The organism is Clostridium sp. 1001283B150210_160208_E6 (genome assembly GCF_015669365.1).
GTDB lineage: Bacteria > Bacillota > Clostridia > Clostridiales > Clostridiaceae > Clostridium > Clostridium paraputrificum.
Window position 1 is genome coordinate 241646 of the sequence record NZ_JADPAA010000003.1, and the last position, 25473, is coordinate 267118.

At 29.8% G+C, this 25473-nt stretch carries 19 protein-coding genes and 2 pseudogenes; 2 read left to right on the plus strand and 19 right to left on the minus strand.

Features of this window, described 5'->3' with window-relative positions:
- Positions 1-26: 26 nt before the first annotated feature.
- From I4V16_RS05940 to I4V16_RS05975, 9 genes and pseudogenes are all read right to left on the minus strand, one after another.
- Positions 27-1913 carry an endonuclease MutS2 gene (locus tag I4V16_RS05940; protein WP_195618470.1) on the minus strand — a complete coding sequence of 629 codons (1887 nt, stop codon included), beginning with the start codon at positions 1911-1913 and terminating at the stop codon, positions 27-29.
- Positions 1914-2247: 334 nt separating this feature from the next.
- Positions 2248-2475 carry a hypothetical protein gene (locus I4V16_RS05945; protein WP_049178846.1) on the minus strand — a complete coding sequence of 76 codons (228 nt, stop codon included), beginning with the start codon at positions 2473-2475 and terminating at the stop codon, positions 2248-2250.
- A gap of 78 nt (positions 2476-2553) precedes the next feature.
- On the minus strand, positions 2554-5604 hold the full coding sequence (locus I4V16_RS05950) for an SNF2-related protein (RefSeq protein ID WP_195966575.1): 3051 nt from the start codon (positions 5602-5604) through the stop codon (positions 2554-2556).
- A gap of 66 nt (positions 5605-5670) precedes the next feature.
- A complete protein-coding gene (locus I4V16_RS05955) occupies positions 5671-6636 on the minus strand; it encodes a hypothetical protein (RefSeq protein ID WP_195966576.1) in 966 nt (321 codons plus the stop codon).
- A 336-nt stretch (positions 6637-6972) separates the two neighbouring features.
- Positions 6973-9036: pseudogene (pulA, locus tag I4V16_RS17430) on the minus strand (type I pullulanase); the annotation flags it as partial.
- A 189-nt stretch (positions 9037-9225) separates the two neighbouring features.
- A pseudogene (locus tag I4V16_RS17435) lies at positions 9226-9948 on the minus strand (pullulanase-associated domain-containing protein); the annotation flags it as partial.
- A gap of 431 nt (positions 9949-10379) precedes the next feature.
- On the minus strand, positions 10380-10883 hold the full coding sequence (locus I4V16_RS05965; protein ID WP_049178321.1) for a QueT transporter family protein: 504 nt from the start codon (positions 10881-10883) through the stop codon (positions 10380-10382).
- A gap of 218 nt (positions 10884-11101) precedes the next feature.
- Entirely contained in the window at positions 11102-11983 is an 882-nt protein-coding gene (locus I4V16_RS05970) for a hypothetical protein (protein WP_049178320.1), read from the minus strand.
- A 162-nt stretch (positions 11984-12145) separates the two neighbouring features.
- Positions 12146-14713, minus strand: a complete 2568-nt coding sequence (locus I4V16_RS05975) for an SH3 domain-containing protein (protein ID WP_195966578.1) — start codon at positions 14711-14713, stop codon at positions 12146-12148.
- A gap of 415 nt (positions 14714-15128) precedes the next feature.
- Here I4V16_RS05975 and I4V16_RS05980 point away from each other — a divergent pair, with 415 nt between their 5' ends.
- The gene (locus I4V16_RS05980) at positions 15129-16622 is read left to right on the plus strand and encodes an immunoglobulin-like domain-containing protein (protein WP_099329961.1); all 1494 of its coding nucleotides are present in this window, start codon (positions 15129-15131) and stop codon (positions 16620-16622) included.
- A gap of 62 nt (positions 16623-16684) precedes the next feature.
- On the opposite strand, the gene I4V16_RS05985 is transcribed toward I4V16_RS05980, so the two are convergent.
- The 5 genes from I4V16_RS05985 to I4V16_RS06005 all read right to left on the minus strand — a co-directional run bounded on the left by I4V16_RS05985 (position 16685) and on the right by I4V16_RS06005 (position 20068).
- Positions 16685-17632 (minus strand): SAM-dependent methyltransferase, encoded by a 948-nt coding sequence (locus I4V16_RS05985; protein WP_099329960.1) that lies wholly within the window; start codon positions 17630-17632, stop codon positions 16685-16687.
- 47 nt (positions 17633-17679) lie between these two features.
- Positions 17680-18111 (minus strand): hypothetical protein, encoded by a 432-nt coding sequence (locus I4V16_RS05990; RefSeq protein WP_053089729.1) that lies wholly within the window; start codon positions 18109-18111, stop codon positions 17680-17682.
- Positions 18112-18217: 106 nt separating this feature from the next.
- Complete coding sequence (locus I4V16_RS05995; RefSeq protein WP_195966579.1) at positions 18218-18835, minus strand: ABC-2 transporter permease; 618 nt, start codon at positions 18833-18835, stop codon at positions 18218-18220.
- Positions 18828-19688 (minus strand): ABC transporter ATP-binding protein, encoded by an 861-nt coding sequence (locus tag I4V16_RS06000; RefSeq protein WP_049178314.1) that lies wholly within the window; start codon positions 19686-19688, stop codon positions 18828-18830. Before I4V16_RS06000 ends, I4V16_RS05995 begins: the two co-directional genes overlap by 8 nt.
- A 5-nt stretch (positions 19689-19693) precedes the next feature.
- Positions 19694-20068, minus strand: a complete 375-nt coding sequence (locus tag I4V16_RS06005) for a GntR family transcriptional regulator (protein WP_049178313.1) — start codon at positions 20066-20068, stop codon at positions 19694-19696.
- A 310-nt stretch (positions 20069-20378) separates the two neighbouring features.
- Here I4V16_RS06005 and I4V16_RS06010 point away from each other — a divergent pair, with 310 nt between their 5' ends.
- The gene (locus tag I4V16_RS06010; RefSeq protein WP_049178312.1) at positions 20379-20972 is read left to right on the plus strand and encodes a zinc dependent phospholipase C family protein; all 594 of its coding nucleotides are present in this window, start codon (positions 20379-20381) and stop codon (positions 20970-20972) included.
- 51 nt (positions 20973-21023) lie between these two features.
- On the opposite strand, the gene I4V16_RS06015 is transcribed toward I4V16_RS06010, so the two are convergent.
- From I4V16_RS06015 to I4V16_RS06035, 5 genes are all read right to left on the minus strand, one after another.
- A complete protein-coding gene (locus I4V16_RS06015) occupies positions 21024-21227 on the minus strand; it encodes a hypothetical protein (protein WP_049178311.1) in 204 nt (67 codons plus the stop codon).
- Positions 21228-21653: 426 nt separating this feature from the next.
- Complete coding sequence (locus tag I4V16_RS06020; RefSeq protein WP_111938076.1) at positions 21654-23162, minus strand: IMP dehydrogenase; 1509 nt, start codon at positions 23160-23162, stop codon at positions 21654-21656.
- Positions 23163-23321: 159 nt separating this feature from the next.
- Complete coding sequence (locus I4V16_RS06025) at positions 23322-23690, minus strand: phage holin family protein (protein WP_099329957.1); 369 nt, start codon at positions 23688-23690, stop codon at positions 23322-23324.
- A 55-nt stretch (positions 23691-23745) separates the two neighbouring features.
- Positions 23746-24078 (minus strand): hypothetical protein, encoded by a 333-nt coding sequence (locus I4V16_RS06030; RefSeq protein WP_049178308.1) that lies wholly within the window; start codon positions 24076-24078, stop codon positions 23746-23748.
- Between the two features lie 263 nt (positions 24079-24341).
- Positions 24342-25433 (minus strand): MupG family TIM beta-alpha barrel fold protein, encoded by a 1092-nt coding sequence (locus tag I4V16_RS06035; RefSeq protein ID WP_195966580.1) that lies wholly within the window; start codon positions 25431-25433, stop codon positions 24342-24344.
- Positions 25434-25473: the final 40 nt, after the last annotated feature.

The following is a 25473-nucleotide window of genomic DNA, read 5'->3' on the forward strand; positions in this document are numbered from 1 at the left end:
CTTTGATTTTCAAAGTCTGTTCAAGTTTACTTTAAATGATCTTTCCTTATTTTCTTTAAAGCCTTCTTAGAACCTCTCTCAATATCTCTTTCAAGTTTTCTCTCTTTATAACTTACAAATAATTGATTTAAGTCATATCCTTCCGGGTAAAGCTCCTCGGCCTTTAGCTCCAACTTAACCCTTTTATAATTAATCTCAATAAACTCTTTATTATAAAGTATTACAACATTATTAAATTCATCTCTGCCTTTGTATATAATTGCAGAATCATTCTTATCTAAAAGAAGCACCTTATCTCCAACAGAGAAATCATAATACTTTTCTTCACTTTCTACCTCTTTAACCTTCTTCTTTTTGCTTTCTTTAATAGTCTCATAATTATAGTCTTTATTCTCAATATATGTTCTAGTTCTTTCTATAATAGAATCAGAAATCCCCATCTTTTTAGATATATAAAGAGCATTACTATCTCCTGTTTTTCCAATGGTTAGCTTATATAAAGGTTCTAATGTTTCCTTCTTAAACTCCATAGCTGCATTTTCAAAGTCTGGATGGTTGTGTGAATAGTCTTTAATTTCTCCATAATGTGTTGTAGCAACTGTTATACAACCCTTATGATATAGTTCTTCTAAAATTGCAATGGCTAAAGCTGCTCCTTCATTAGGTTCTGTACCACTTCCTATTTCATCAAATAATAAAAGTGTGGACTTGCCTGATTCCTTTATTATTCTAGCTAAATTTTGTACATGAGATGAAAAAGTACTTAATGCATTTTCAACGCTTTGGTTATCTCCAATGTCAACAAATACATCTTGGAATATACTAATTTCCGTCCCCTCTTTAGCTCCAATATGAAAACCTGATTGAACAGCTAGTGTTAACATTCCTAATGTCTTTAAAACTACTGTTTTTCCTCCAGCATTAGGTCCTGTAATTATTAAAGTTCTATAATCTTTACCTATTTCAAAGTCTAATGGTACTCCCTTTTTTATTAATGGATATCTTCCTTTTATAATTTTTGTATATCCATAATCATTAACCTTAGGCTTAATTCCTTGAATGTCTAAGCTATATTTTGCTTTAGCCCAAATCATATCATACTCTGATATTACTTCCACATTCATTTTTAAATCCTTTATTCTTTCATATATCATCTCAGTTAATATGGCTAGTATCTTATAAACTTCCATACTTTCTTCAGCTTGTATTACACTAAGCTCTGAAGTAAACTTTGACACTATATCTGGCTCCATAAAGACTGTTGTCCCTTTTGATGACACTTCCACTATTGAGCCTGCCATCTTGTTTTTATAGGTAGCTTTAATTGGAATTGTATATCTTCCATTTCTTTGGCTTATAAAAAACTCTTGAATACATTCCTTATTAGCACTATTTCTTAAAAACTTATCTAGCTTTTCTTTTATTTTTCCTTCACAAGTATCAATTTGTTTTCTTATTTTTTTAAGCTCTTTAGATGCATTTGAATCAACTACAGAACCTCTTATAGATATATTTATTTCTTCTTCTATGTAAGATAAATCACTTATATTTTCTGAATAAGAACATAAAGTAGGCGCATATCCTTCCTTGTCCTTTAAGAACATTTTTACTTTTCTGCATCCTCTTAAAAAATCTGAAACCATTGTTAAATCTGATGGTTCTAGAACTCCTCCCTTATCCATCTTATCTATAAGAGGAAATATATTGTGTATTCCTTCAAGAGGTAGATGATAAGAAACATCTAAAAGCTTTCTTCCCTCTGAAGTTTCATCTAATCTTCTATTTACAACCTTAAGGTTTGAACTTGGTTCTAATTTATCTATTAATGTTTTACCCAAACCACTAACACAATAAGATTTTACTATTTCCTTTAAATCATAATAATTTAATTTATCTAATGATATTTTATCCATTTCTTAAACCTTCCTTAACTCTATTTAAGTCAACGAACCCTTTGACAGATTCCAATATTTTATAACATTAAAAAAAGCTATGGATACCTCCACAGCTTAAAAATTCAACTTTAATAAGGTAGATATAATACTACCCTAAAGTAAGTTCGTGGACTTGTATCTTAAAATAGTTTAATTAATTCCATGACAAATAAAGGCTTTTATGGCCCTATCTTTAAGAATTAATATTTAAATGTACTATTTTTTGATACTAAACACTCACAAACTTCCCTCGTTTCATTTGAAATCTATCTTTAATTAGTATATTAGAAAATTTCTATTTTGGCAATACTTTTTAATCATCACAGCCACAATCACAATCTCCACTATCACAGTCGCAATCACAATCAAATCCACAATCACAGTCATCATTATTATTAAAAAACCAACCAGAACTATGACTTCCAGAATCCCCATACCATGGTCCATCATCATGTCCACTATATAATCTACCATTTCCATTAATAGCATTTTTAATAGAAATTATAATAATAAAAATTATAATTAACCCTATTAAATCCATATAATACCCCCTATAAATTACTTATATACTTATTATATCAGAGCATATGGAAAGTATATACAATTGTTTTGTTAAAGCTTATCCTAATAAACTTAATATTTCATCTTCACTTAGTCTCTTAAACTTCTTTCCATCCATTTCTTTCTCATCCATTAAACTTTCTATAAGCTCCTTCTTATCTTCCTGTAATAATAGAATCTTTTCTTCTATGCTATCTTTAGAAATAAGCTTAATTACCTCCACCACATTCCTTTGCCCAAACCTATGGGCTCTATCTGTAGCTTGATTTTCAATAGCTGGGTTCCACCATGGATCAAAGTGAATAACAACACTTGCAGATGTTAAGTTTAGTCCTACACCACCTGCTTTTAAGGATATTAAAAACACACTTATTAAAGGCTCTTCATTAAACTTTTTAACAAGCTCTACCCTTTCTTTGCTACCTATGCTTCCATCTAAATATATATAGTTTATTCCCTTTTCTTCTAAGTTCTGTTCTATATTTTTAAGAGCTGAAGTAAATTGAGAAAATACTAATATCTTTTTATTTCCTTCAATATAATTGTCCAACAGCTCCATTAATGCATTTATCTTTCCACTTCCACCATTGTAATCATCCATTATTAGAGATGGGTCCAAGCACACTTCTCTAAGCTTTGTAATAAAAGTAAGCATATTAATGTTACCCTTTGACGACTTTAACTTTTCCTTTATCCCCTTTACATAAGACTTATAAATAGACTTCTGCTTTGTTGTCATATCTACCAAGTACTTTTTTTCAATCTTTTCTGGCAACTCATCTAATACATCCTCTTTTACCCTTCTTAAAATAAATGGAGTAATTAAAGACTTAAGTTCCTCTGTATTTTTATTTTGTATAAACTTCACCTTAAATCTTTCTTTTGTAAATAAGAAACCTGGCATTACAAAATCAAATATTGACCATAGTTCCATTAGGTTGTTTTCAATTGGAGTTCCTGTTAAAGCAAAGTTACATTTTGAGTTGATTTTCTTTACAGAAAGGGTAGTTTTTGAAGTTGGATTTTTTATATTTTGTCCTTCATCAATAATACAATAATCAAACTGTAGTTTTTCATATTCATTTTCATCATTCTTTAGGGTTCCATAGGTTGTTATAAGCACATCATACTTTTTAATTTCACTTAACATCCTATTTCTTTGAGCTTTTGTTCCGTGAACTAAACCAACCCTTACATTAGGAGCAAACCTTTCAAATTCATCCTTCCAATTATATAAAACAGAGGTTGGAGTTATAATTAAGGTTTTTTTACTCCTTTTAGAAAGAACAAAAGTTATTACCTGAATTGTTTTTCCAAGGCCCATATCATCTGCTAGTATTCCTCCAAAGCCTAATTCCGAAAGTTCATTTAACCACTTAAATCCTTCTTTTTGATATTTTCTTAAGGTTCCGTTAAAGGATTTTGGGGTAACTGACCTTTTAAAGTCATTATTAACTAGCTTTTGAACAATTTTTTGGAGAACATCTCCACCTTTAATAAAATCTAATACTCTAAGTTTTTCTTGAAGATATAAGCTTTTGTTCTTATCTATATCTATTTCAAGGCTTAATTTATCTTCTGATAATTCTCCAATTAAATTTAAAAACTCACAAACTCCTGGGTCTTCTAAATCTAGATATCTATCCTTACTTTTGAAAAATCTTTCACCTTTTTTCATAAATGCAATAGCACTATTTAATTCTTCAACTGTAAAATCACCAACTTCATAGTTTAATCTATAAAAGTTATCAAATTCTACTATGGATGAATTAATAAAGCTACTATCTAATATTTGAATATCTTCAAATTCTTTTGAAAACTGAACTTTTCCTATAGTTCTTAATAACTTAACACCTGTTGTTAAAAGGTCAAACTCTCCATTACCTATATAAAAATAATCTCTTTCTCTTTTTATAAATCCTACGTTTTCTAATTTTATATCTATTAAGTTTTCCTTATTATAATCCCTTAAAAAGCTTTTATCATTTTTATCTTTAATTAAATCTATAATATAACCACAGTAATCAATCTTTACATTGCAGTAAATTTCTTTTCCAACTTTGTATATTCTAAATGTAGGTTTAGACATATCTCTTAAGAACCATCTTGTTCCATCATCTAACACAACATTCTTTGTAATGCTCTTTAAGTCTGAAAGAAGATTATTTAAAACCTTTAAGTTCTTCTCATACTTTATCTCGTTATTTTTTATAAATAATTTATGATAAGGAAGATATGTTTCCATAGCCTTCTTACGTGGAAGGTAAATATCCCTATCATAAAACATAACATCTCCATTATTAGTTAATAAAATAGGAAACTTCTTCTGGGATCTTAATATAAAGCTATCATTATCAGCTCTTATTGTAAGAGAGAGAGGAACATTCTCCTTTTTCACTTTAGATTCATAGGTTATAAAATCATAATTAAAAGTTATTTTTCTTTCATTTAATAATGAAAGGAACTCTCTTAAATCTTTTCCTTTTAAATTTAAGAATCTATCACTAATTCTTTCCTTATGATTTTTTAAAAATTCTATTATTTTTGTATCCTCTTCACTAAAAAAGTCTCTTTTAGAGTCGTAAGTAAATAAATCATTAAATATAATTTTATCCTTTTCCAAGAAATCTTTAAGTGATGTAATTAAATGAGTAGTGGATTCCCCTATTCTAAACTCACATTTATATGTATTAACTTCATTTAACATGCTACATTTAATTGATATATGTAACTTTAAATTTCTCCTATTTATAACTTCTTCACTTCTTTTATTTGTATTTAAAGTCTTAGATTTTCCAACAAGATAAAAGGCTAAATTAGTAGCTATAATATGCTTACAAACATAGTTTCTAATATGTCTTCTATTTTCTATGAAGGTATGGCAGGAGCACTTTGTATCTAATACCTTATTAGTTTTCATATCAACTTTAATATGCGTGTTGTAATCCTTATTTTCGCTATTTACTTTTCCATATATGTGATAAATATTTTCTATTTTCTTACCCTTAAGGTCTTTTACTCCCTTAGCTTTAAGTATGGAAGTTCCCCCTTCTCTACTAAAGCTTGAACTAAACTTCATAACATTATCTCTAACAACTTTAATATCCATTACTCCTCACCTCCAATAGCATATTTTATCATAAATATTCCACTTAAACTAGAAAGGAAGAGTACTTTACCCTTCCTTTAAGCATTTATCAGGATCTAATTTTATAATCTTCCACTTTCCATTCTCTTTTACATATTGAGAGACTTCTATATCATAGTCATTAGTTAAAATATAAAATTCTATTCTATAATCCCTGTTATCTGTTCCTTTAAAATAAATATTCTTTACGTATCCTTCAGTGCTCACCTCATAAATTTCTTTAACAAGCTTACACCAACCACCATATTCAATTTCAACTTTAGATTTCCCATCATAGCTCCAACCATGATATGGTGCACAAAGATATTCTTCTGGTGATATACTTATATCTTTTATTTTAAATACACCAGCTTCATTAGAAAGCTTTATAAAGCCATAGTAATATACAAAGTTCGCAACATTCTCTTTTGATCCTTGTATGGTCTCAATTTCAAAAAAATATTTCATTTCATTTTCTGGGTTATTAACGATTCTAAACTTAATTAGATTTATGTGTAGAATATTTAAAAAGGAATTTTCATAAGCTTTAAAGCTTACCCTTTCCTTATATTCTTTTGTGAAAAACTCATAGGCTATTCTATAAGGTTCTTTCCATCTGCCTATAGTACCACAACCAGCACCCTTATCCCTTTCAACGTTAGCTGCTTCCCTAAGAACTGAAAAATAATTAATTATTGTATTATTAGGAGTTATTAAATAATTGTCTGGAATAACTACTTTTTTATCACTACCTCCATATTCATTTAACAACACTTCTACTTCACTTGATGTATTTAGAATTGGAAGCTTTGAAGGTCTAAAGTATTTCTCATAGTCAGTTTTATTTATAATTTCCTTATCTTGCTGTTTAAACTCCTCATTTTGAAATAAGACTCCTCCAGCTATTAATTTAATTTGCCTATACCTCCATCCATGATGTCCAAATACTAATATTATAATAAAAATTATAGCTATAAATATGAATATCTTATTCTTCTTTACAAATGTAATCATAATTACTCCTTTTATAATGCTTTACTATAATATTTATTAAATAAAAAAGAGAAATTGACATCAACTTCTCTTTTTACAAATTAATTATTATAACTTTTTATATAAAGGGGTATAATTTTATGAAATTTACTTAGTTAATGATTGTTTCTTTCTAGCAAATACTACTATTGCTAAGCCTGAAACTAATAATATTATTACTATTGGTAAAACAGTAGTTTCATCTCCAGTTTTGCTTGGATTACCACTCTCACTGTTATCAATAGTTGGTTTATTTGTATCTTCTGATGGTTTTTCAGGATTATTACCATCTTCAATGCTTCCTTCATCAAAGCTTGTTTTATCAACTAAAACATAAGAAGTTTGAGCTGGAATCTTAACCTTTGAACCTTCAATTGTTGCTAACTTCTCTATGCCAGCATCGTTTTGGTCCACTACTACAACCCAATCCTCTCCTGGTAAAATTACTTCTTTTGCTTCCTTATTTGCGTTGAACAATACTGCTATCTTATCCCAAGAATCTCCTATATTTGTCCCATCTAAAGTATAAGCAACTAAATTCTTATCCTCTACATCTATGAACTTAAGATTATCTTGAATATCTTCGGCAGAATTCATTCTAAATGATTTATGTGATTTTCTAAGAGAGATTAATCCTTTATAGTAATTATTTAAATCACCATATTCAACCTTTCTCTCCCAGTCTATTTTGTTAACGCTATCTGGAGCGTTATAACTATTGTCATTTAGGCTTCCATCTGGGTTAACCTTAGTTCTAGCAAACTCTTCCCCTGCTTGCATGAAAGGAATTCCTTGAGAAGTATATACTATTGCAGCTGACATTTTATTCATTAATAATAGCTCTTCCTCTGATGCATTTGGATTAGTAGTTTGAAGTTTGTCCCATAGAGTTAAGTTATCATGAGCTGAAGCATAGTTAATTGTTTGATATGGTTGATTAGCCCATGCCTTAGTTCCATTTGCAACCTTACTATAATCTATTTGTTCATTTTCAGTAGATGCCACTATACCAAACTTAATGGTTTCTTCAAATCCTTCTCCACCATTTACAAATGCAGGTGCAGTAGCTGTGAATACATGACCTTTTATGCCATCTCTTATATCATCGCTAAAAGCTGCTATTTGCATATTTCCATACTTAGTTGTATTTGCTTTAATAGCCGCTTCCTCTGAAGATAATGGTGAATCTCCACCTGTCCATCCCTCACCATACATAAGTATAGTTGGATCTATCTTATCAAGTTCTGTTCTAATTTGTTTCATAGTTTCAATATCATGTAATCCCATTAAGTCAAATCTAAATCCATCAATATGATACTCACTTGCCCAGTAAACTACAGACTCAACAATTAACTTTCTAACCATTGAACGTTCTGAGGCTGTTTCATTACCACAACCTGATCCATTAGAGAATCCACCTTGTGAATTTTGTCTATAGTAGTAATCTGGAACTGCTAAGTTTAAGTTAGAATCTAAAGTAGCACCTGTATGATTATAAACCACATCCATAACCACCCTAATTCCTGACTTATGCAATTCTTGAACCATTTCCTTAAATTCTTTTATTCTTATTTCTCCAGCATATGGATCTGAAGAATAAGAACCCTCAGGAACATTATAATTTTGAGGATCATATCCCCAGTTATATTGATTTGTATCTAATTTTGTTTCATCGATTGATCTATGATCAAATGTTGGAAGTATATGAACCGTTGTTACTCCTAACTCTTTCAAGTGATCAACACCAGTTTTTACATCACTTCCTGGAATAGTTGTACCTGATTGCCATACTCCATTGTATTTTCCCTTATACTCCAAAGTAATACCTGAGTTTTCATCTATTGAAAAATCTCTAATATGCATTTCATAAATAATAGAATCTGTTGGATCTACTAATGCTGGCTTCGTATCATTTTCCCATCCTTCAGGATTTGTTGACGCTAAATCAACAACCATTCCTCTATTACCGTTTACCCCTACTGCCTTTGCATATGGATCAGTAACCTCATTAATATTTCCATCAATTGTTACTAGGTAGTTATAATACTCTCCATTTAAATCTCCTAATTTTTCAACATACCATGTGCCTTTTTCACCTTTATTCATAACTATTGTTTCTTCAGCATCATTTGTATAGTTCTTGCTATTATCACCATATAAAGCAAGCTTAACTTCTGTTGCTGTTGGAGCCCATAAAACAAATCTTGTTTTATCCTTATAATAATTCGCACCTAAGGAACCAGAATAAGTATATATATCAGCAAATTCTTTACTATCATATATCTTACCTAATGAAAGTTCTTTACTATTAAATCCTTCTATGGACAATTGATATTTAGAATTTAAATCTAAGTTTTCTCTTACCTTAATAGTACCTTCCATTAAATTATCATTTACTGTTACGCTTTCAATTTCAACATTATTATTACCTTTTTTTAGTGTGACTTTATTTAATATATCTTTTGAAGGTAACTTAAAATTAGTCTTAAAAGTTATATCTTTTAGGGTGTCAATTTTTGCAGATGTTATTTTAGGGTCCTTTACTACATCCTTTTCCGAATAATATACAGTACCTTCTCCTTGTACAACATACGCATTAATTAATCCATCATTATTAGCATAAACCTTATTTATAAATCTATCTGATTCCCAATCCTTTTGAGACCAGTCTGATTTCCTTATAATAAAGCCTATCTTATCATCTGTACCTACATTATTATAAGCCATTGTACTTACTCTTCCAAAATCACTTTCAACAAAAGGATAGCCTTGTCCATCTTTGTTACCAATCCATCCCCAAACATCCCAATCAGTATAGTTACCATCAAATCTGAAATAATTAAGCTTTACTGTAACCTTATCAAAATCTAATTTGATATTACGTTCTGATAATGTTTGCTCTGAACCATTTTGATTTATTACTACCTCTGTATCACCCTTACTTAATTCTACAAACTTATCATCATTGAATACTTTTTCTGCCCAATCATTTCCCTGAACACTCTTTCTAATGATAAATCCTAACTTTTCAGCATCTTTACTAGTCTCGATAACAGCAAACTTACCTTCACTATCCTCACCAATAAAGTCTATTCTCTTACCTTCTTTACCTTGCTCCCAAGCCCAAATGTTCCATCCATCATAGATAGCATCCTCTCTACTATAACGAATCTTTACAAAAACTGATTCATTTTCAGGTGAAGCACTTGTAAAAATAGGCATTCTGATTAATGATACAATAAAAACGATTACAAGTAACCATGAGAAAGCTTTCCTCTTTTTCAACTTTATCATCCCCTTAATTTTATTATCAAACTCATTTTACTTGCTTTAAGCGCTTGTGTAAATTATTTCCACAACAGCATCTATGTATAAAAGTCTTCTAAGATATAGATTTTATATCGTGTTTGTGAAAGTGAACTAACTTTAGGATTACTTTTAAGTTTTATTATCTACTTTTCCTCCAAGTATTTCTCAAGTATAATTTTTAAAAGAATAGAAAAGGTGGAGTGGATATTTATTTTGTTTGTTCCGTCGCTACGCTCCAAGTCACATCAAAACAAATATCCCCCCACTCATACTAAAGGTAAGGAAATTATAAAATTATTATCCTTGATTTTATATTTTTTAATATGAAAAGCTAATTAAAATTTTATACGTTCCTATACTTTAAAAAAGAAGGCCCTAGCAAAAATAAACTAGAGCCTTATCCTACTTCTTTATATTTAAAATTCTGTTTTAAGTAATTTAGTATATCTATTTTGTATCATTTTAAATACTGGAATACCAACTATCGTAATAACAACAAATTCACCTAATGCAACTTCTCCAATAGTTATCCATAATGGTGCTCCTACAGTAATATTTAACATCCATCCAATAATTAATCCGTTAAATATTGTTGGCCATAATGAAGCTATAAATAAAGAAGCTTTGTTCTTTATATATTTTGCTGTTAAGCTTATAGCTCCAACACTTATAAATGTTGCTAAAGTTCCAAAAATAACATCCATTGTTCCATTTGGTCCAAGCAAGTTAGCTATGAAACATCCTAAAGTTAATCCACCTACGTAAAATGGATCAAAGTAAGCTAATAATACTAAAATTTCAGATACTCTAAACTGAAAACTTCCATAGCTTATTGGTGCAAGTGCAACAGTTAATAATGCATATAAAGCTGCAATTACTGCTGTTCTTACTAGTCTTTTTGTTTTTAATTCATTTGTCATAATAACTACTCTCCCATTCTTCGAGAATTAGTTCAAGCCATGCAAAACAAAAAAGTCGTAGAAGAAATTCTTCCACGACAATAAAAAGCAATATAAATCCTATGCTTTGTTGCCGTAGTTTTGTTTATTGACAGGAGGCTCACGAACTGTCTCTATTTAATTTACTAAAATAGTATATATCAACTAATTTATAAAATCAATACTTATGCTCTTATTTTCTAATTATTTGATTCATATAATACTTGTCCATCCTTATTATATACATCTATAAGTTCTCCCCTATATTGCTGATCTAAATCAGTAAAATTAACCTCTGTTGCTTTGCCACTAACTAAAGAATACTTATATTTATTACCTAAATTATCTACTATATTCACTTGTATTTCATAATTTGAATTTCTCTCTACACTTTCTTCCATAGAAAGATTATTAGTAGTACCTACATCATTAATTCCAAACTCCTTTGATGAAATAACCTTATTATTCTCAAGAATATCAACTGTATATTTATCTATATGAATTTCATTTAAAATTCCATCCTGATAGCTACCTGATAAGTAAGATATATTAGTTTCTAGGTTTCCTTTTAGTTTTAATATTTCATTTTTATAGCTAATAGAACCATAATAATTAATAATCTCGCTCATATTTCTATCATAATTAAATAAACCTTTAGCATTTTCGACTTTCTCTGTATTTCCATTCTTAATAACCAAGTATGAAGGAAGATCATAATCACTTAAAAGAGGCATATCTATAGTTCCAGTAAAATTAACTCCATCCCTCTCAAGTTTATAATCCTTATTATTTATCCTATATATAACTTCAGTGGTATCTGTAATTTCTTTTAACACTAGACTTATTTTATATGTGCATTTTAGAGCATCTAAGTCTTCATTAACCATTTCAACATTACTTTCACTTATAAGAGAGTTATCATCTTTTGCTTGAAATCTAATACTGTTTAACTCCCCACTTAAACCATTTATATAATTATTATTACTATCTATTTTTTTATTAAGCTTAACTATATAACTTAATGAAATAATATTTATAAAGATAAGAATCCCTATTATAATTTGTAAAGCATATTTTTTCATATTTCCCCCTAAACCCGATATTTTAGTTTAATTGTATAATACAGGAAATAATTAATCAACAAAAAAGGTGGTGTGGATACTTATTTTGCTTGTTCCGTCGCTGCTCTCCAAGTCACATCAAAACAAATATCCACACCACTCATACTAAAGGTAAGAAAATAATTAATTTATAAATGTTGGTATATCGAATTCAAAGGCTACTCCACACTTTTCTAAATATGGTGCCATTATTCTAGCTTGTTTTTCTGCCCAAGCTATATCTGAAGCATATTGATGCCATCCAATACTTGTAGAACTCATATTCCATCTCATCTTATATAATGTATTTTGATTGTATTTAGTACTGTTTATATAGTTTCTGCTTATCCAACTAGCCCCCTCTGAAATTGCTAGTTCTGGAGTAAACCATCCTTGTTTATATGCATATTCTGAGCCACCTCTTAATGGATCACTATCAATTGCTCCTACACCATACATATTATAAACAACCCTTGGTTCAACTGGCACACCATCAACTTCTGTTACTAGTACACCATTTGATAGTGTTGATGTACCATTGCCTGTTTCAAGTCTAGCATGGGAAAGAAGATACATTACATTAACATTGTACTTTTTAGCACCTTCTAAGAATGCATTACCTTTTCCAGATAAAATTCCTCTTCCTTGTATAACTTCATTAATTACAGACATAGGAATTCCATCTACATAGTTTAACTTCATAAACATATATTTACTAACATCATTTATAAAGTTACTTGGATTCATATAATATTTAATGTCTTCAAGAGAAGCATTAACCCACTTTCCATCCTTTTGAACCATATTTAATGTAGGGAATTGTAACTCAGCAAATTTGTCTACAGTTAATCCATAGTTGCTTGCTCCAGTACTTATATTAATATACTTTGAACTTACATATGCTGTATCTTCTTTATATTTTATTTTGTACCAACCATTTTCTTCTCCAACAATTTCTACTATATGGTTAAGAGTTACTGTACCCTTTATGGTATGGCTTGTCCCAGCTCCACTTCTAACATTTAGGTTAGATGCATTAACAGATCCAATAGATATAACCTTTAGATTTTCTTCTGGTTTTTCATCAGGTACCTGTGGCTTATCTTCTGGAACATCCGGAACTTCTGGAGTTACAGGTGGTACTACTGGAGTAGTTGGCTTTTCATCTACTAGCCTTACATAATCTTTACTTACAAAACCAGTTTTATCTTTAAAATTGATTTTATACCAATTACCCTCACTACCTATAATATCTACTTTTGTTCCATCAACTAAATATCCTAATACAATAGAATTAGTATTTGCTGCTGATCTAACTCTTAGATTACTTCCTGTATTATATACTTCACCTTTTTTTACAACTACTTCTGGCTTATTATCAGGTTTTTCTTGTGTATTATTATTGTTACTTGATGTTTTAATTGTTACGTAGTCCTTATGTACATACCCGTATCCTGAACCATACTTTACCTTGTACCAACTTCCATTAGTATCAACTATCTTTACAGCTGAGCCATGATTTAGTACTCCTAGTATCTTAGTATTTGTTCCAGCTCCTTCTCTTACTCTTAATCCATCTGTTGCATTTATAATTCCATCCTTTTCAGTAACAGTGGAACCATTATTATTTGATGAATTATTGTTTTGAGATCCTGAACCTGTTGATCCAGTAGATCCTGAAGAAGTTACTTTTATATAATCCTTATGTACATAACCATATCCTGAACCATACTTTATTTTGTACCAACTTCCATTAGTATCAACTATTTTTACAGCTGAGCCATGATTTAATACTCCTAGTATCTTAGTATTTGTCCCAGCTCCTTCTCTTACTCTTAATCCATCTGTTGCATTTACTGTTCCATCCTTTTCAGTAACAGTGGAACCACTATTATTAGATGATGAATTATTGTTTTGAGATCCTGAACCATTAGATATTTTTGTTATGTAATCTTTATGAGAATATCCTACTTTTCCATTGAAGTTAATTTTATACCAATCTCTACTTTCACCAGTTATTTCAACCTCTTGTCCACTTAAAAGGTAGCCAATAGTTAAAGAACTAGTGCTTGGAGCTTGTCTAACTCTAAGATTGCTTGTAATATTATTTACTTTTCCTTTAGTTATGTTAGTATTTGTACCAGATTCAGTTGTTTGAATAAGCTTAATATATTTGCTATGTACAAATCCTGTTTTATTACCATAACTTATGTTATACCAATCTCCGCTTTTAGAATTGATTTGTACAACTTCTCCATCTTTTAACATTCCAATTTTAGCTGAAGTTGAACTAGCAGTTTGTCTAACATTTAGCCCTACTCCACCTGTGTTATATACCTGTCCCTTTTGAACTGCTCTAGACGCTTTATTTAAGGTAGTAACTTCTACATATTCCTTTGACACATATGCTTCGTGTCCTTTAAAGTCAATTCTATACCAATCTTCAGTTTCACCTTTTATATTAACTACTTCACCATTTACTAAATATCCTATAACCGTTGATTGTAAGCTTGCACCTTCTCTTACTCTCAAATTACTATCAATGTTTACAACCTTTCCTTCATATGAATCATTTAAATTCATAATGCTTTCTATATCTAAAATATTATCATTAGTTAATTCAGTAGCAGCTACAGAACTATTAGCTAATGACATTCCTCCTGAAAAAGTTGCACCAGCTAAAATTATTTGTAGTATTTTTTTCTTATTCATACAAAATAATCTCCTTAATAACTATATTGTAATTATTTATCGAATATTATCACTCTTATTTTACATTATATACTAAGTTAACCATCATTCCTATACACTTTGATAAATTTAGTAAAATTTTTAAGGCTTATTCCATACCTCAATCACTAAATTATTTACTTGCATTTATTAATATAAAATCAATTAATCTTTCATTAAAGTTTCTATAAAAGCTAGCTTGATTTATTTATCAAAAAGGCTTACACTGTAAATAAATGGATATCTATTGCAATATTAGCTAGTTCTAGCTATAAGAATTCTTTAAATGACATTTCAAAAGTTAACTCTAAAATTACATCTAAGTATTACATGTAAACTTTTACCCGAATTTTATTGACATAAGAAAATATTAATTAAATTAGGAGGCGTATTAATAATGAGAAAAAACTTCTTTAAGAAAGTTTTTTGTCCATGCATCATGATACTATCTCTCTTGTTACCTATGTCTTTAAAAGTTAATGCAGCAACTTCTACTGGTTCTTTTGGTGCTGGAGTAGGAATTAAAAATTGGCCAACCCAAGTAAATGCCCCATATGTTGACATGGTAGATTGGGTAATAAAACAAGGCTACTATGTAGGTGAAGATACTGGAGGGCCCGCAAATTTAAGTAAATTATCCCAAGATACAGGCATTAAATTCTTTAACTTAGCATTTATTCAGTCTACTGGTTCAGTCTCTAATGGCAAAGTTAATTGGGGATGGGGTGGATACTCTGTTTTATCTGAAGGCAAGATAAATTCTCAATATGATGCAATTAAACAATCTTTAAGAGAATTAAGATTGCTAGGTGGAGATGCTACAATATCTTTTGGCGGAGCTAATGGAGTTGCTTTTTGGCAAACATCTCAAGATATTGATGTTTTATATAACACTTATCTTGATATTGTAAATGGATATGGTTTAACAAGAATAGATTTAGATGTAGAAGGTGGAGCTCAAAACAAACAAAATAATATTGCTAATGCAAAGGCAATAAAGAAGTTACAAGATGAAACTGGAGTTGAGGTTTCTTTAACTCTACCTGTTCTTCCATCAGGACTTACACAAACACAACTAGATGTTTTAGAAGCTTATCTATCTAATAACGTAAACTTAAAATACATTAATATAATGGCAATGTGCTATGGAAGTGGAGTACTACAACCTAATGAAAACTATGGTACAGCTTCTGTAAGAGCCATGGATTCTACTAAAAATCAAATAAAAGATTACTACAAAAAATATGCAAACACTACTCTATCAGATTCAGAGGCTTATGCTAAATTAGGTGTAACTGTTTCTATAGGATATGAAAGTGGTTCAGACCCTATATTTATCCCTGAATGGTCTCAACTTGTTACTAATCATGCAAAAGTAAATAATATAGGAATGACCTCATATTGGTCATTAAATAGAGATGCACTACTTGATAATAATTCAGGAATTTCTAGTCAATATGAACACTCTAAAATTTTTGCAACATTTGGATCTTCTCAAGTTGATCCAAGTAATACCTTACCTATAATCTCAGGAGTTGCAGACAAACAACTTCTAATTGGTGATCGCTTTAATCCTTTAGATGGTATAACTGCAACTGACAAGGAGGATGGAGATTTAACTAATAAAATAATTGTTAGTGGTTCTGTTGATACTACAAAGGCTGGAACTTACACAATTACTTATGCTGTTACAGATAGCAAAGGTGGAAGCGCTATAGCTTATTCAAAGGTTACTGTAATAGATACATCTATCCCTGTATATGACTCATCGAAAATTTATCTTTCAGGAGATATTGTAATGTACGAAGGTGTTCAATATAAGGCAAAATGGTGGACATTAGGAGAAACTCCAGGTGCCTCACAATGGGGTCCTTGGGAAAAAATAAGCTAAGCCTATATCTCTACCACTTATAATTTTAGAGGGTGCATCACTTTTTTGTGAGCACCCTCTATTTAAATACAAACACTTATGTATCTAATAAATTTCCCTTTAGATACCTTGCATCTATCAATAATCTCAAATCCAGCATTGTATACAAATTCATCCATATCTTCAAAGGTAACTAAAATTAATTTATCTGCTATTTTCCTTGCAGAATTTATAATATCCATCTGTTCATTAGGTCTTATTGGTGTAAATAGCCCATAAGGTAGATCTATTATTGCTACATCAAATTTTTCTTCTATATCTTTAATATCCATTCCTTTAACCACATCATTATACCCAAAGAACTCTAAATTTCTTCTAGCATTACTACAGATTTGTTTATTAATATCAAAGCCTTTAATATTAAATCCCATGGATATCCCCTCTATAACAACAGTTCCTACTCCGCAACAAGGATCAACCATTTTTATATTAAAGTCATTTCCACCAGCTATATTAACTAAAGCTCTTGCTAGTTTTAACCCTAAGGAATTTGAATATGAGTAAGGCTTTTTATCGTGAATATGCCATTCAAAATCATTCTTTTCATATTCACCAAAATACCATCTGTCTCCTATTTTGCTAATTCCAATTCTTACTCTAGGGTTATGAATATCAGGTTCACCAGTTATAACAAAACCAACTGCCCTTAAACTATTTAATCTCTCTTCATATGTTGTATTCTTCTCTTCCGCTTTAACATAAACAACCTTAAAATCATCATAAGATAGATTTTCATCCTTTATCTTATCACAAATTTCTTCTACACTATCTCCTTCATAAATCACTTTCAAAGCTTCTTTTATAAATGGACTTCTTGAAGGATTAACCCATATATCAGAGAAAAAGTACTTTTCTTCTATGTCATCCTCAAATAAAGACTTCATCTCCATTTTATATAACTCCTTTTCATAAGGAGGATAGTTTGCAACGTATAGATACTTTTTATCATCTGTATTTATATTTTCTAACATGTAATACTTTCCTTTCAATAACTTAGATTAATCTAAGTATAACATATCTATAGTCCAAATACAGGTAAGCTTAAATCTCTTTCGTAAATTCCCATAGTTCCCCTTAAAAGATACATATATGAAATCACTCCAAATATATTTCCTAAATTAATATCTTCATCAGGACTAAGTGAGAAATCTATTTCACCATTATTAAATTTTTCTACTAAATGTCCATACCTAGCAAAACCTACGTCAAAAAGAATACTTCTTGCTATTACTGCTAAATAAGCAGATTCTAAAGCAGGTGTATCTGGATCTGGCAAGTTTTCTGATGTATTCTCATATTTACTATAGACTAGGTTTATACTTTCAACAGTTGATATATATGATAAAACATCTGACACTATAAATACTAAATTTCCATATAGTTGCAGATCTAAAAGCCTCAATGTTTCTACATCTTCATCTGTAAGATTATAAAAGTTATTGTTTTCCATCTTGCCTCTCCTAAAGATTACTACCTACTTATTAATATAGCTTTACCTCCTTTCTTTGTGATAACATTGTAAAAAGACGTGCATCAATAAAGACGCACGTCTACAATTAAAGTTTTACTCTCTTATATATATTAACTGTTACTAAATAAGATATATACATTATCAATATTGTAACCAACATAATAAGTAAAAATAATATATTCTTATTTAATATATTTATGTTTATATCACTTAATAGCTCAGGTAATTTCATTATAAACATAAGTGGTAAAAGTGTAAGAAGAATTACGACTATTTTACCCTTTTCAGGACCTATTATTGTTACAATGGGAGTTATTATTCCTACTAATACACTTCCAAGTACAAGAGCTGATATTACAACACTTTCCACTGATATATATGGACTTCCTTTTAGCAATAATGCCACTATGCTCATAATGCCAATAGAAATTAATATTCCTATTGCTCCAAACACATATCTAGATAAAATATATTCATTTACCTTTACTGGTAGTGTTCTCACAAGATTATCAATATTGCATGTTTTCTCTCTTCCAACTGTAATATTTGTAAACGCTATAACTGTTATTCCAACAGCATATGTAGCCATCTCTGGAATTATAAAAGGTATAAGTACACTTATTCCAATCATAGCTAAAAAAGTTTTATTTAATGAAAATAAATTTTCAAATTGCATTTTAACAAGACTTATAACATTACGCATTCTCATCACCTCTAGTATAAAATAATAAAATATCTTCTAAAGTGGCCTTATCATAAACCACTTCTTTTCCAAATATCTCATAAGCTTTATTCTTATCAGATGCCATTCCCTCAAATCCATACCTAGTTATTTTAATTCCTCTTAAAATTTTCTCAGATTCCATATCTAAAAGTTCAGTTTTCCCCCTTATAATGGCATGTTCTTCTAATATTTCATCTTTTATTCCAGTTAAAATTATTTTACCTTCATAAATCATAACTATATAATCTGCTGTTTTTTCTAAATCAGATGTTATATGAGTGGAATAAAAAACTGTAGCTTCCTCTCTTTCAATGTGATCCTGAAGCATTTCTAACAAATCACCTCTAACCCTTGGATCTAGGTTAGCAGTTGGCTCATCCATAATAATTAGCTTTGGATGATGAGATAAGGCAATTATAAGTTCAAATTGTTTTTTCTGCCCCTTTGAAAGATCTTTATATGCCTTATTTTCATCTATTTTAAATCTACTTATATACCTTTTATATAAACTTTCATCCCATTTTTCATAAAAATTACTCATATACTTTTTTATATTCTTTACCTTAACAGTATCTAAGAAACCCGCTTCATCCCCAACATAACCAATTTCACTTTTATAAGTAAAATAATTTTGTATATCATTATTAAAAACCTTTATGATTCCAGAATCCACCTTGAGCATATTCATTATTAATTTTATTGTTGTAGTTTTACCTGAACCATTGGGCCCAATAAAACCTGTTATATATCCACTTTCAATTAACAAATCATCTATAGAGAGTTGAAAGTTCCCTCTTCTTTTTTTAACTCCTTGAAGTTCTATAGCTTTCATAAAAATTACTCCTCCAAAAATAAACTTTTAAATATTTCTATGCATTCATCTAATGTTAATCCAATAGCCTTAGCTTGGCTAATAGCATCATCTAACTTACTTTCTATTTCACATATTGCTGCTTCCTTAAGCCTGTCAGAATTACCTTCTGACACAAAGGTTCCTTTTCCAGCTACTGTTTTTATAAAACCTTCTTTTTCAAGTTCTTCATATGCCCTTTTAGTTGTTATAATACTTACCTTCAAATCTTTAGCTAGCATTCTTATTGAAGGTAAAGCCTCACTAGGCTTTAATTCACCGTTTAAAATTTGATTTTTTACTTGGTTAGAAATTTGTTCATATAATGGAACTGATGAAGAATTACTAATTAATATATTCATTTTTCCTCCTAAGTGTATATACTCTCTATATACAGATATTAACACCTATACACACCACAGTCAATACTAATATCATTTTTTTTATATTTTTCCACATTATACATACTTTTTTAAATGAGAAATGTTTCAAAACTTAGTAATATAAGATTAAATTTAGCTGCTAGAACACTTTGCAGAGCAATAAATTCCCTTATAGGTAACAATTACAGTTTTACTTTTTTAATTATCTCCGTTATATTTAAGTTAGTAATTTCAGAACTTTTGCATATAATAAAACCACGTAGCAAAATTTTTACGGGAGCTAGATTTTATGAAATTAAAAACGCATTTATTTATAGCAAAAAAAATAATAAACAATAATAAAGAAGATATTTTATTAAAATATTACTCACCATTTTTTTATCTTGGAACAATATTACCTGACTTGATTGCTTCTTATAAAGTTCATCCCCATTACTTTGAAGAATCATCAGATTATATTTATAGCAAAATAGAAAAAATATCAAACTCTGGTAAACTTAATATATTTAATTCTATAAGAGCAGGTATAGTAGTTCATTATTTATGTGATTTCTGTTGTCATGCACATATAAGAGGAAACTTTAGTTCCTTAAGAAAACATCTTAAATACGAAAATGAATTAGAGAAGTTTATACTTGATGGGGAAAGTAGCGAAGTGGCAATGGATAATAATATAACCCCTGAAACTTCAAATATATTGTACGAGCCAGAATCTTTGAATTCTTATATTATTGAACAAATTAAATCATATAGACTTGGAGACCCAAGTTATAACTGGGATTATACAAATGCTACAGAGGTATGCTCTACTGTATTTAATTCTTTATTTAATCTTTGCACATCTTATAGCATAATTTATAGAAAATTAGCATTTAGTAACTAAAAAAGGAGCCAATACTGTCTCCTTTTTACTAATATTCGATTTTCCCTAATTTCAAAACAATGATTTGTTAAGTATAAATATATTTTCTATTTCATTATTATCTTCATCATAATATTTAACGTCAGCTCCTAAGATATATCCAAGATTTTCTCTTCCAAGTAATTCCCCTTGCATATCTAATAGCATCTTAGGTTCCATAGGAAGATCAACCATAGCCCCTTTCCCTGTAGTGTCACAAAACATTTTAACTTTCATACTAAGCCACCTCCAAAAGTATTTAGCATACTTAGTATTAATTAAAGTACAAACATTTATTAAAATCCCTTCACTGCTGCGATTTTTTAGTGGAGAGATAATAGTTAATGGTGAAGAGTTATGGATAATTTTTCTGCTAAAAATTCTAACGCAAGCAGCTTGAGATAAAAGGGATAATCAAAATAATAATGATAATAAAGTTATGAATAATTTTCTTACAGAAAATTTTTAGTCCTAAGTGCTTGTCCCCCCTAATAAACATAGAATTAGAATAAAAACTATCTTCCAATAAAATATACTTTCCATTCAGTACAGCAGACTTATTAATTGTAAAAACACTAGCGCCAGCAGAATTTCCTCCGTATCTTCTTACCTATACTGTGCGAAGCACTGCTTGTACCTTTTTACCTTTTTACCTTATACCTTCTATTTTACCGTCATTCCATTTTTGTCCTTTAATAAAACATCATGTGCTCCACCTTCAACTATACTTGTAGAGGAAACTAAAGTTATCCTTGCCTTTTCTTGAAGTTCTGGAATAGTTAAAGCTCCACAATTGCACATAGTGGATTTAATTTTTGCTAAGGTAACCTCTAAGTTACCATGTAAGTGTCCTGCATATGGAACATAGGAATCTACTCCCTCTTCAAAGGAAAGCTTGTTTGCCCCGCCCATGTCATATCTTTGCCAATTTCTTGCTCTTGCAGAACCTTCTCCCCAATATTCCTTCATATAGTTACCATTTATAATTACTTTATTTGTTGGACTCTCTTCAAATCTTGAAAAATATCTACCAAGCATACAGAAATCTGCTCCCATGGCAAGAGCCAAGGTAATATGATAATCATGAACTATTCCACCATCAGAACATATTGGAATATAGATTCCTGTTTCCTTATAATATTCATCACGTGCTTTTGCAACCTCAATTACAGCTGTAGCTTGTCCTCTTCCAATACCTTTTGTCTCACGAGTAATACATATAGATCCTCCACCTATACCTATCTTTACAAAATCTGCTCCTGCTTCAGCTAGGAATCTAAAGCCTTCTCTATCTACTATGTTTCCAGCCCCAACCTTTACCTTATCACCATATTTTTCACGAATAAAGGTGATAGTTCTCTTTTGCCATTCTGTAAACCCTTCAGATGAATCTATACAAAGAATGTCTGCTCCTGCATCTATTAATGCTGGTACTCTTTCTTCATAGTCTCTTGTATTAATTCCAGCACCTACAACAAATCTCTTTTGCTCATCTAAAAGCTCATTTGGATTTTCTTTGTGAGAATCATAATCCTTTCTAAAAACAAAAGCAACAAGCCTTTGTTCATCATTTAATATTGGAAGTGCATTAAGTTTATTATCCCAAATTATGTCGTTTGCCTCACTAAGGCTTATTCCTTCCTTTGCATAAATAACCTTGTCTATAGGTGTCATAAATTCAGAAACCTTAGTAGACTTATCCATACGACTTATACGATAATCTCTACTTGTAACAATTCCAACCAATTTCCCTGTAGATGTTCCATCATCTGTTACTGCAACAGTGCTATGTCCAGTTCTTTCTTTTAAATTAAGTATATCTTCAAGAGTTTCATCAGGTTTTATACTTGAATCACTAGTAACAAACCCAGCTTTATAATTCTTAACTCTTTTTACCATTTCAGCTTGATTTTTAATAGTTTGAGAACCATATATAAAAGATATCCCACCCTCTTTAGCAAGGGCTATAGCCATTTTATCATTTGATACTGACTGCATAACTGCAGAAACAAGAGGAATATTCATGGTGATAGATGGTTCTTCACCTTTTTTAAACTTTACAATTGGTGTTTTTAAACTTGCTTTTGCTGGTATACATTCTGCTGATGAGTATCCTGGTACCAATAAATATTCACTAAATGTATGTGATGGTTCATTAAAATAATACGCCATTTCCATGCCTCCCATAATATTTTTAAAGATAATTATAACTCTTATACCATATGTTTACAATACAATGTATTAAATATTACCAAGAAAAAGTAAAGTGGATATTTATTTTGTTTAAGTACATCAAAATAAATATCCACTCATCTTATACTGAAGAAATAATTATAAAACTTTTATAGGGAAAATAGCATCTAATATGCCAATCACAGCTGCTGCTAATATTGCACCAATTATTGATACTCCCATATATGGAACGAAGAATTGCGCTACATAAATAATAACAGCAGAAATTAGAAATCCCTTTATACCTTTACCAAAAGGTGATATATTCTCATCCATAAAAGACTCTACTAAATAGTCAAGAACAGATATTACAATTGCTGCAATTAAATATGACCATAATCCATAGATAGTAAATCCAGGTGTTAAGAAAGATGTAACTCCTAAAATAATAGCTACTACTACCATTCTTCCCAGCCACCTTAAAAAAGTATTACTACCAGAAGTATTTTTTTCACCATTATATCCCATACAAAAACCTCCTTTAATAGGTTTAGTATGCTCTATAATTAAATTTTTATACCTATTACACTACCCAATGACCGTCTTTAGGTAATTCTTTGCTTTCCTCGTACCTACTTAAGATATTAAGAACTGCTCTAAAAGCAAAAATATCTATTCCTAATTCATTTTTTTCAGCATAATAACAATCTTTTAGGACCTTAACATTTCCTTTTTCAAAACAATCAAAACACTCATTATTTTCTAAAACACATAAATTAATTTGAAGTCTACCATCTAATGAGTCAGCTAGCTTTTCCTCAGCTGGAAAGCTAAAATTATCTCCTGAATATGCATACAAAGCATTTTCTTTATCAATAGAAATTAATTTGTATATTCCCTCATAACCCCTGCTCATAATACTTCTCCTTCTTTATTTCAAAAGATTCTATATTTTATATTTTAGCATATATATACATTTATATAGATATCCATATTTATTCTCTTAGTATAGAGTTTTTAACATTTTATGAATCATTTGTATGTTTTGTTTACATTGTATTAACCTTTTATTAACTTTATGTTTGGTAAATTTATATCTTTCTTTTACTAATGTTACATATATTTTAACATATTTAACCACAATGAAAAAGGAACTAACTTTCGTTAGTCCTTTTACTTTTAATATTCAATTATGAACTTTTTACCATACTTAATATAATCTAATAAATCTAAATAATCCTCTTCAATAGAACCTATAACATTTCTTCTATTATCTATTTTTAATTCTTCTCTTGCAATTATTAATTCCCCTTTATAATTTAGATATTCATCATTATTTATAAGAACAGTACCTCTTTTAACCACCTTGTTTCCAGTATTATCACTTGGAATAGATGTATTCTTAAACTCTACTCTTCCCATAGAATATCTTATTATTTGCTCACTACTTTCATGTCTATCATTAAGAATCTTATTAAAGAAGCTTTTTTCTACTTCTGTTAATTCCTTTGATGCTTTAAACTTAAGCTTAATTATATCTTTATCTAGATTAGCCAAAGCTTCTAGCTCTTCATTAGTAGCAAAGGCATTTCCTATTATTACATCATCAACACCTAAAGCAAATAATTCATCTGCCTGAGCTATTATATCTTTATATCTGTGTTTTTCTAATGTTGGAAGACCATCATTAGTAGGCCAAGGTCCCATCTTGCCACCCTTAGTTCCATTTACAAAAGCAGCTGTCTTTAATCCTAATGCTTTATGTCTGTCCATACAGCTATTAAAAAACTCTAAAGAAAGACCTGTGTACTCTTCAGGATAGAAATTATGGCATACAACTAGCTTTTCTTTCTTGCACCCAAAATCAACTATATTATTTGCATAGGATGTATTTAAGGAACCATTTATTTCTATATCTAAGTTATACTCATTATATGTCATCATCATTTCATGAATTCCATTAAATATTCCATCTAACCTTATTCCTGTAACACCTAAGTCAAGGAAAAACTTCAAATCAGTTGGATCTACTCCAATATTCTTAAGAACCTGAGGATTTATATCTATAAACACTCTCATTCCTAAGTTTTTAGCATAATTCATTATTTCTCTATAACACTCTATTTGTTCAAGAGCCTTTTCCTTTTCAGAATCCACCTCAAGCATTGATGTAAAGATTCTTGAATAACCTAAATCATAAGCCTTTTTTATATAATTTAAGTTATCTTCCTTTGAACTTAATAGTGGATAAACACTTATACCTATTCCCATAATACCCCTCCTAAATCTTAATGTTTATGTTTACAGTTAC